Below are 8,037 nucleotides of genomic sequence, written 5' to 3'. Positions count from 1 at the left end.
TGATGTGATGGGCAATTTATTGGCTGTCGTGGTTCATGCCGCCAATATCCATGATACAAAGGCGGGCAGCTCTGCCGTCAGGCCAGCATACGAAAGGTACCCGTCTATTCAAAAATTCTGCGCAGCTGCTGGGTATCTGGGTACTTTTCTATCTAATTTGAAGGAATAGTTTCAGCTTGATGTTGATATTTCGGAGAAAATTAAGCCTCATCCATGGGAAAAGCTCCCCTGGCGCTGGGTTGTTGCGCGCACGCTGGCATGGCTGGGCCATTCCAGACGTCTCAGCAAAGATTATGTGATCCTCTCCGCTTCTGAAGAGACAATGGTTAAAATCTCTCATATTCATACACTCGCGAAACGCTTATGAATACAGCTTCTTTTTTTGGTTGATTGTAAAATCAAGTTGAACACCGAAAAGAAAAGTCCACAGTGACCTTCCTCCCATGCCTGTTGCGTCTGCCGTCAAAACCTTGTCCCATGCCGGCCTAGGGCTTGTTTGAAAATTGGCGATGTGTCCGGCAGCGAGGGATTTTGGGCCGCTGGCAAGCAATTTTTTCGCAGGAATCCTGGCGGATTGCAAGGAAAAATTGCGCCGTCCAGGGGGCAAAAGCCCCGCCGGTTGGGCATGTTGACATGTTTCAAACAAGCCTAGGATGGACACGCTTCGCTCCCCCATTTTTGGGAAAAGTGCGGATTGACATTGGGTGGAAAAGGTGTATAATACATCTCATGCTTCATTGGAACAAAGTATTAAAGCATCAAAGCATTTGGAAGGATGAATGAAATGAACCGCACCAAGAAACTTTCCGCTCTGCTGACGGCGTCCGCGCTGGCGCTGTCCCTGGCCGCCTGCTCCGGCGGCTCCGCCGAGACTCCCGCCCCTGAGGGCACCGCCCCTGCCGGCTCCACCGCTCCGAACGCCTCCGGAGAGACCTATGTGGTGGGCATCTGCCAGTTGGCCCCCCACAACGCCCTGGACGCCGCCACTCAGGGTTTCAAGGATGCCCTCACCACCCAGTTTGGGGACGCGGTCACCTTCTCCGAGGGCAACGCCGGCGGCGACTCCAACAACTGCATCACCATCATCGACGGCTTCCTGGCGGAGGACGTGGACCTGATCCTGGCCAACGCCACCGCCTCCCTCACCGCCGCCGCTTCCGCCACCGACACCGTGCCCATCCTGGGCACTGCCGTCACCAACTACGGCGTGGCCCTGAACCTGGACAGCACCGAGGACGGCGTCCTGGGCGGCAACATCTCCGGCACCTCCGACCTGGCCCCCCTGGACCAGCAGGCCGAGATGCTTCAGGAGCTCTTCCCCGCCGCCGACTACCCCAATGTGGGCCTGCTCTACTGCTCCGCTGAGCCCAACTCCATCTTCCAGGTGGAGACCATCCAGGGCTACCTGGAGGAGATGGGCTACACCTGCGCCCAGTACGCCTTCACCGATGTCAACGATCTGGCCTCTGTGACCCAGACCGCCTGTGACAGCTCCGATGTCATCTATATCCCCACCGACAACACCGCAGCCAATAACACCGAGACCATCGCCAACGTGGTCATCCCCGCCGGTGTGCCCGTGGTGGCCGGGGAGTCCGGCATCTGCTCCGGCTGCGGCGTGGCCACCCTCTCCATCGACTACTACGAACTGGGCGAAATCACCGGAAACATGGCCGCCCGCATCCTTACCGGCGAGGAGTCGGTCTCCGAGATGGCCATTGCGTACGACACCACCCTCACCAAGCTCTACAACCCCGCCAACTGCGAGGCCCTGGGCATCACCGTTCCCGAGGACTATGAGCCCCTGGCCTGAGACTGCGGAGCGGAAGGAAAACACAAGAAAGACGGGAAAGGGGCTTCCCTTTCCCGTCTATTTTTGCTATACTGTCCTTATCTATTGACTTTTGGAGGCATTAACCATGGACTTTCTCATCCCCCTGCTGCGCTCCATGCCAGGCGCGGTGGGGCAAGGGCTCATCTGGGGCATTATGGCCATCGGCGTCTACCTGACCTACCGCATCCTGGATGTGGCCGATCTGACAGTGGACGGCTCCCTGGCCACCGGCGGCGCCGTCTGCGTGCTGCTGACCGTCAACGGCTGCAACATCTGGGTGGCGGTGCTGTGCGCCATCCTGGCCGGGATGCTGGCCGGGCTGGTCACCGGGCTGTTCCACACCTTCTGCGGCATCCCCGCCATTCTCTCCGGCATTTTGACCCAGCTGGCCCTCTACTCCATCAACCTGCGCATTATGGGCTTCGGCACCGACGCCGGCACCCGGGCCAGCCTGGCGGTGAGCGTCAACGACTTCGACCTGCTGGTCTCCCAGCGGTATGTCCGGGAGATCGCCCTGCGGAACCCCATCCTCCTGCTGCTGGTCCTCACCGCCCTCCTGATCGGGGTGCTCTACTGGTTCTTCGGCACCGAGCTGGGCTCCTCCCTCCGAGCCACAGGCTCCAACCCCAGCATGGCCCAGGCCCAGGGCATTGACACCAAATTCAACAAGGTGCTGGGCCTCATGGTCTCCAATGGGCTGGTGGCCCTCTCCGGGGCCCTTCTGGCCCAGTACCAGGGCAGCTCCACCGCCGACATGGGCCGGGGCGCCATTGTCATCGGCCTGGCCGCCGTCATCATCGGTGAGGTCATCTTCTCCAAGGTCTTCCAAAACTTTGCCCTGAAGCTGCTCTCCGCCGTCATCGGCGCCATCATCTACTATTTGGTCATCCAGTTCGTCCTGCGGCTGGGCCTGGATACCAACGACTTAAAGCTCCTCACCGCCCTGGTGGTGGCCGTCTTCCTGGCCATCCCCTACTGGAAGGGGAAATACTTCTCCAAGCCCGGCCGGAAGGGAGGACGCACCCATGCTTGAGGTCAAACAGGTCTACAAGACTTTCAACCCCGGCACCATCAACGAAAAGACCGCCCTCAACGGCCTCTCCCTCACCCTGGCCGACGGGGATTTTACCACCGTCATCGGCGGCAACGGGGCGGGCAAGTCCACCCTCCTCAACGCCGTGGCGGGGGTGTGGCCGGTGGACGCCGGCACTATCTCCATCGGCGGGGTGGACGTGACCCGGCTGCCGGAGCACAAGCGGGCCCCCTATATCGGCCGGGTCTTCCAGGACCCCATGATGGGCACCGCCGCCACCATGCAGATCGAGGAGAACCTGGCCCTGGCCAAGCGCCGGGGCCGGCCCCGGACCCTCCGGCCCGGCATCACCCGCCCGGAGCGGGAGGAGTACCGGGAGCTGCTGAAAATCCTGGACCTGGGGCTGGAGGAGCGGCTCACCGCCAAGGTGGGACTCCTCTCCGGCGGCCAGCGGCAGGCCCTGACCCTGCTGATGGCCACCCTCCAGAAGCCCAAGCTCCTGCTGCTGGACGAGCACACCGCCGCCCTAGACCCCAAGACCGCCGCCAAGGTTCTGGACGCCACCGAGCGGATTGTCCAGCGGGACAAGCTCACCACCCTGATGATTACCCACAATATGCGGGACGCCATTGTCCACGGCAACCGGCTCATTATGATGTACGAGGGCCGGGTGGTCATCGACGTCTCCGGAGAGGAGAAGCGGAAGCTTACTGTGGAGGCCCTGCTGGATATGTTCAGCAAGGTCTCCGGCTCCGATGAGGCCGATGACACCATGCTTCTCTCCTAGGGCTTGTTTGAAAATTGGCGATGTGTCCGGCAGCGAGGGATTTTGGGCCGCTGGCAAGCAATTTTTTCGCAGGAATCCTGGCGGATTGCAAGGAAAAATTGCGCCGTCCAGGGGGCAAAAGACCCGCCGGTTGGGCATGTTGACATGTTTCAAACAAGCCCTAAATGGAGGTAACCCGCAAATGAAAAGGCAACACCGCACAAAGAGCACCGAACGGCTTTGCACGCCATCTGCTGACCCATTATCTTTGTGTGGTGTTGCCAAAATTTTTAAGAAAATCTTGCAACTTTTGTCACAATTCTCCGTCTAACTTCGTTGTATGATATAGACCGGCCCACGCTTGAGAACTGGAGTTTGGAAGGAGCTTCTGTCATGAAATTGAAAATTTTTTTCTCTGTTTCCATTGCCATCGCGCTTGTCATCCTTGCCGCCCTGATGACCTCCGTTCTGGCGGCCTCCCCCAGCGTTATACCAGACGGCGCTGCGCCGGACGTGCGCACAGAATCCACTTCCACAGGATCTGACGGCGCCACGCCCACACCAACACCAACACCTACACCTACACCAACGCCCACACCTACGCCAACGCCCACACCTGCGCCAACGCCCACGCCTACGCCCACACCTACGCCAACGCCCACACCTGCGCCAACGCCCACACCTGCGCCAACGCCCACGCCTACGCCCACGCCCACACCCACACCCACACCCACACCCACACCCACACCTACGCCAACGCCCACACCTACGCCCACGCCAACGCCCACACCTACGCCCACACCTACGCCAACGCCCACACCTACGCCCACACCGACCCCCACACCCAGCCCGGTCACCGGTCTGACCTTAAACAGCGGCAGCGCCTCCATTTCCGTCAGGGGCACGGTGCAGCTCACCGCCACAGTATCTCCCGACAATGCGGTCAGTAAGACCGTCACCTGGAAATCCTCCAATGAGCGCGTGGCCACAGTGAACGCCAACGGATTGGTCACCGGCGTCACACCGGGCGCCGCTGTGATCACAGCCACATCCTCAGCGGATGCCTCAAAGACGGCTGCGTGCACGGTCACGGTCACGGCCGGCGCCGCCGCCGCCATCCAGAAGTCGGTAAAGGCCGACGGAACCCTGACCCTCAGTGCCAGCGACTTCAACAGTGTCTGCGCCGGCGTGTACGGCGCCAGTCTGGACTATGTACGCTTCAGCAGCAACAGTGTCAGCGCCGGCACCCTCTACTACGGCTACACCCAACAGGACGGGGGCGCTAAAATCGACCCTAACCGGGACTACTCCGCCTCCAGCAGCGCCAGCCGCTGCATCTCGGACATCACATTTGTCCCCGCCGGGCGGGGCGGAGAGACTGCCGCCTTCTCCTACACCGCCACAGACGTCAACGGACAGTCCTACACTGGCCAGCTGGTCATCACCCTGGAGGCCCCCTCCAACGACGTCAAGTATGAGACGGCCAGGAACGAACCGCTGGACTTCGACGCCGCTGACTTCGACGACCTCTGCCGAAGCGCCACCGGCTCCCGGCTGGACTATGTGACCTTCACCCTGCCCAGCTCCTCCCAGGGCGCCCTCTACTTTGACTACGAAGGCAGGAACGAGGAGCGGCTCTCCTCCTCTGACCGCTGCTACGCCAGCGGCGACGATTTTCTGCTGGATGACATCACCTTCGTCCCCAGAAGCGGCTACAGCGGCGCTGTCACCATCCGCTACACCGGCCGCAGCACGGGCCGGGACGACTTCTCCGGAACCGTGACCATCACCGTCACCCGCACCGGCTCCACCCTCCGCTATGAGACCGGCGAGGGGGAGGACCTCACCCTGGACGACAGGGACTTTAACGACTACTGCCTGGACCGCACCGGCTCCAGCCTGGACTATGTGACCTTCACCCAGCCGTCCTCCTCCCGGGGCGCCCTCTACTATGACTATGACTCCCGGGACGAGGAGGTTGTCGCCTCCGGTGACCGCTTCTACCGCACCTCCTCCCCCCGGCTGGACGATGTGACCTTTGTGCCCGGGAGCGGCTACGCCGGCGCTGTCACTGTGGAATTTTCCGGACGCGGCACCAACGGCGACCGCTTTACCGGCACCCTCAGGATTCAGGTGGGGAGCTCCGGGGGCCGCATCGCCTACTCCGCTGACGCCGGAGCCGCCGTGAGCTTCGTCCTCTCCGACTTTGACAGCCTGTGTGAGAACGAAACCGGGGCGCGCATGGACTATGTGACCTTCACCCTGCCCAGCTCCTCCCGGGGCGTCCTCTACTACCAGTACAACGAGAGCGGACAGCGTCAGGCTGCCTCCTCGGACAGGTTCTACCGCTCCGGCACTCCCAATCTGGCCGACGTCTCCTTTGTCCCGGCCAGCGGCCTCACCGGCGCCCTGGAGCTCTCTTTCTCCGGCCGGAGCATAGAAAACGACCGCTTCTCGGGTACGGTGACCATCACCTACGCCCCTGTGAAGGACGCCGCCCCCATCCGCTATACCTCCGACGGCGGGGCGGTGACCTTCCGCTCCAACGACTTTGTCTCCGCCTGCGCCGCCCGGGGAGCCGGGAGCCTGGCGTCTGTGCGGTTCAATCCCCCCTCCTCCGGCGCCCTCTACTATGGCTATCAAGGCCCCGCCTCCTACGGCGGCGTGGTGGTCCCCCTGATTTCCTTCGCCCCGGACGCCGGCGGTACCTCCATCGCCAACGTCACCTATGTGCCTCCGGCCGGCTACTCCGGCACCGCCACCTTGACCTACTCCGGCACCGACAGCCGGGGGCTGGTCTACACCGGCTCTGTCGCCATCACCGTGACCCCAGCCACCACCTCCCAGTTCACCGACATGGGCAATTACAGCTGGGCCGCCGCCTCGGTTAAGTTCCTCTACGACAACGGCATCACCACCGGTACCAGCGCCACCACCTACGGCCCCGCCGGCAACATCATCCGGGGCGACTTCGTGCTGATGCTCTCCCGGGCCTTCCATCTCACCGGCGGCGACCCCTCCAACAGCTTTTCCGATGTGCCAGCCGGCAGCTACTACGCCCAGGCCATTGCCGCGGCCAAGGCCCAGGGCATCGCCCAGGGCGGCGGCGACACCTTTAACCCCACCGGGGCCCTGACCCGGCAGGACGCCATGGTGCTCCTCTACCGCACCCTCAGCCGCACCGGGCAGGCCCTCCCCGACGCCTCCGGCAACTACCTCAGCCGCTTCTCTGACGGCGGAACGGTGGCCGGCTACGCCCAGGGCCCCGTGGCCGCCCTGGTCCAGGCCGGCGTCATCCAGGGGGACACCTCCGGCAGGCTCAACCCCCTGGGCTCCCTGACCCGGGCCGAAATGGCTGTCATCCTCCACCGGGTCCTGACCCTGTAATCCGGCCCAGCCCGGCAAACAGGTAGAGGCCGCCCCCGGCGATTTTCGCCGGGGGCGGCCTTCTTTGTCCTCACTCAGCTTTGCTTGGGCAGGGGAATCTCCGGCATGAGCTCTTCGGAGATGATGGTCAGCATCTCCTCCAGCTTGGCCAGGTCCTCCGGGGAAAAGCGGCGCTGAAGGCGCGCCATTACCTTTCCCAGATAGCGGTAGTTGATGTTGTAATAGTCGATATACTTCTGTGTGACCACCAGATGGTACTCCCGCTTGTCCGATTCGGACTGCTCCTTGCGGACATAGCCCTTTTGAATCAGGTTGTTGATCTTGTAGGCGGCGTTGGGGGCCGAGATGCCCACAAACCGGGAGAACTCGTTGACCGTGGGCTGGCCCAGGGCCGCGATGATCTCCATGCAGAAGGTCTCCACCGTGGTGAGACTGGCCTCCCGCTTCTGGAAGCGGCCGAAGACCGCCCGGTAAAAGTGGAGCTTAAATTTGGTATACACTTGGTTAAATGCCTGTTCCAGCATGGCTTGCCTCCAAAACGGCCCGTCTTCTCTCTCAGAACCCGTGCCCGCCGTTTTGGCGCGGGACTCAGCCGCCCACGGCGAAGGTGAGCTCGCCCTGGGCGGCCACCTTTCCATCCACCTTGGCCACCGCCTTGCCGAAGCCCACGGGGCCCCGCCGGCCGATGAGCTCACAGGAGAGCTCCAGGACATCCCCGGGACGGACCTGCTTCTTAAAGCGGGCGTTCTTGATGCCGCCGAAGAAGGCGATCTTCCCCTGGTTCTCCGGCAGGGAGAGGATGGCCACCGCCCCTACCTGAGCCAGGGCCTCCAGAATGAGGACCCCCGGCATGACGTGGTACTGGGGGAAATGCCCGGCGAAGAAGGGCTCATTGACGGTCACCGCCTTGATGCCCTTGGCCCAGGCGCCCGGCTGGTAGTCGGTGATTTTATCCACCAGCAGAAAGGGGGGGCGATGGGGGAGAATCTCCTGAATCTGATTGGCGTCCAGCTCCAC

At 62.4% G+C, this 8,037-nt stretch carries 7 protein-coding genes; 4 read left to right on the top strand and 3 right to left on the bottom strand.

From position 1 onward, the window contains the following. Positions 1–361: 361 nt before the first annotated feature. The gene (locus Q0K09_RS01960) at positions 362–661 is read right to left on the bottom strand and encodes a hypothetical protein (protein ID WP_294472210.1); all 300 of its coding nucleotides are present in this window, start codon (positions 659–661) and stop codon (positions 362–364) included. Between the two features lie 114 nt (positions 662–775). Between Q0K09_RS01960 and Q0K09_RS01955 the strand changes: the two genes are divergently transcribed. The 4 genes from Q0K09_RS01955 to Q0K09_RS01940 all read left to right on the top strand — a co-directional run bounded on the left by Q0K09_RS01955 (position 776) and on the right by Q0K09_RS01940 (position 7,020). Then, entirely contained in the window at positions 776–1,813 is a 1,038-nt protein-coding gene (locus Q0K09_RS01955; RefSeq protein ID WP_365931192.1) for an ABC transporter substrate-binding protein, read from the top strand. A gap of 106 nt (positions 1,814–1,919) precedes the next feature. Beyond that, entirely contained in the window at positions 1,920–2,867 is a 948-nt protein-coding gene (locus Q0K09_RS01950) for an ABC transporter permease (protein ID WP_294472206.1), read from the top strand. Continuing rightward, complete coding sequence (locus Q0K09_RS01945; protein ID WP_294472204.1) at positions 2,860–3,654, top strand: ABC transporter ATP-binding protein; 795 nt, start codon at positions 2,860–2,862, stop codon at positions 3,652–3,654. The genes Q0K09_RS01950 and Q0K09_RS01945 overlap by 8 nt, the downstream gene beginning before the upstream one ends. 372 nt (positions 3,655–4,026) lie before the next feature. After that, positions 4,027–7,020 (top strand): S-layer homology domain-containing protein, encoded by a 2,994-nt coding sequence (locus Q0K09_RS01940; RefSeq protein ID WP_294472203.1) that lies wholly within the window; start codon positions 4,027–4,029, stop codon positions 7,018–7,020. Between the two features lie 74 nt (positions 7,021–7,094). Here the strand turns inward: Q0K09_RS01940 and Q0K09_RS01935 are convergent, their stop codons facing one another. Continuing rightward, on the bottom strand, positions 7,095–7,544 hold the full coding sequence (locus Q0K09_RS01935) for a MarR family transcriptional regulator (protein ID WP_294472200.1): 450 nt from the start codon (positions 7,542–7,544) through the stop codon (positions 7,095–7,097). 64 nt (positions 7,545–7,608) lie between these two features. Beyond that, positions 7,609–8,037: a 3-hydroxyacyl-ACP dehydratase FabZ gene (gene fabZ, locus Q0K09_RS01930; protein ID WP_294472198.1), complete on the bottom strand. Its 429-nt coding sequence runs from the start codon at positions 8,035–8,037 to the stop codon at positions 7,609–7,611.

The organism is uncultured Intestinimonas sp. (assembly GCF_944387725.1).
Lineage (GTDB): Bacteria > Bacillota > Clostridia > Oscillospirales > Oscillospiraceae > Intestinimonas.
Note: the sequence above shows the minus strand (reverse complement) of the source record. Positions and strands in the feature narration are given on the sequence as shown.

What these genes read in the sequence shown, in the direction of transcription:
- Q0K09_RS01945 (WP_294472204.1), top strand. Translation starts at nt 2,860, where the DNA reads ATGCTTGAGGTCAAACAGGTCTACAAGACTTTCAACCCCGGCACCATC.
- Q0K09_RS01935 (WP_294472200.1), bottom strand. Translation starts at nt 7,544, where the DNA reads ATGCTGGAACAGGCATTTAACCAAGTGTATACCAAATTTAAGCTCCAC.
- Q0K09_RS01950 (WP_294472206.1), top strand. Translation starts at nt 1,920, where the DNA reads ATGGACTTTCTCATCCCCCTGCTGCGCTCCATGCCAGGCGCGGTGGGG.
- Q0K09_RS01955 (WP_365931192.1), top strand. Translation starts at nt 776, where the DNA reads ATGAATGAAATGAACCGCACCAAGAAACTTTCCGCTCTGCTGACGGCG.
- Q0K09_RS01940 (WP_294472203.1), top strand. Translation starts at nt 4,027, where the DNA reads ATGAAATTGAAAATTTTTTTCTCTGTTTCCATTGCCATCGCGCTTGTC.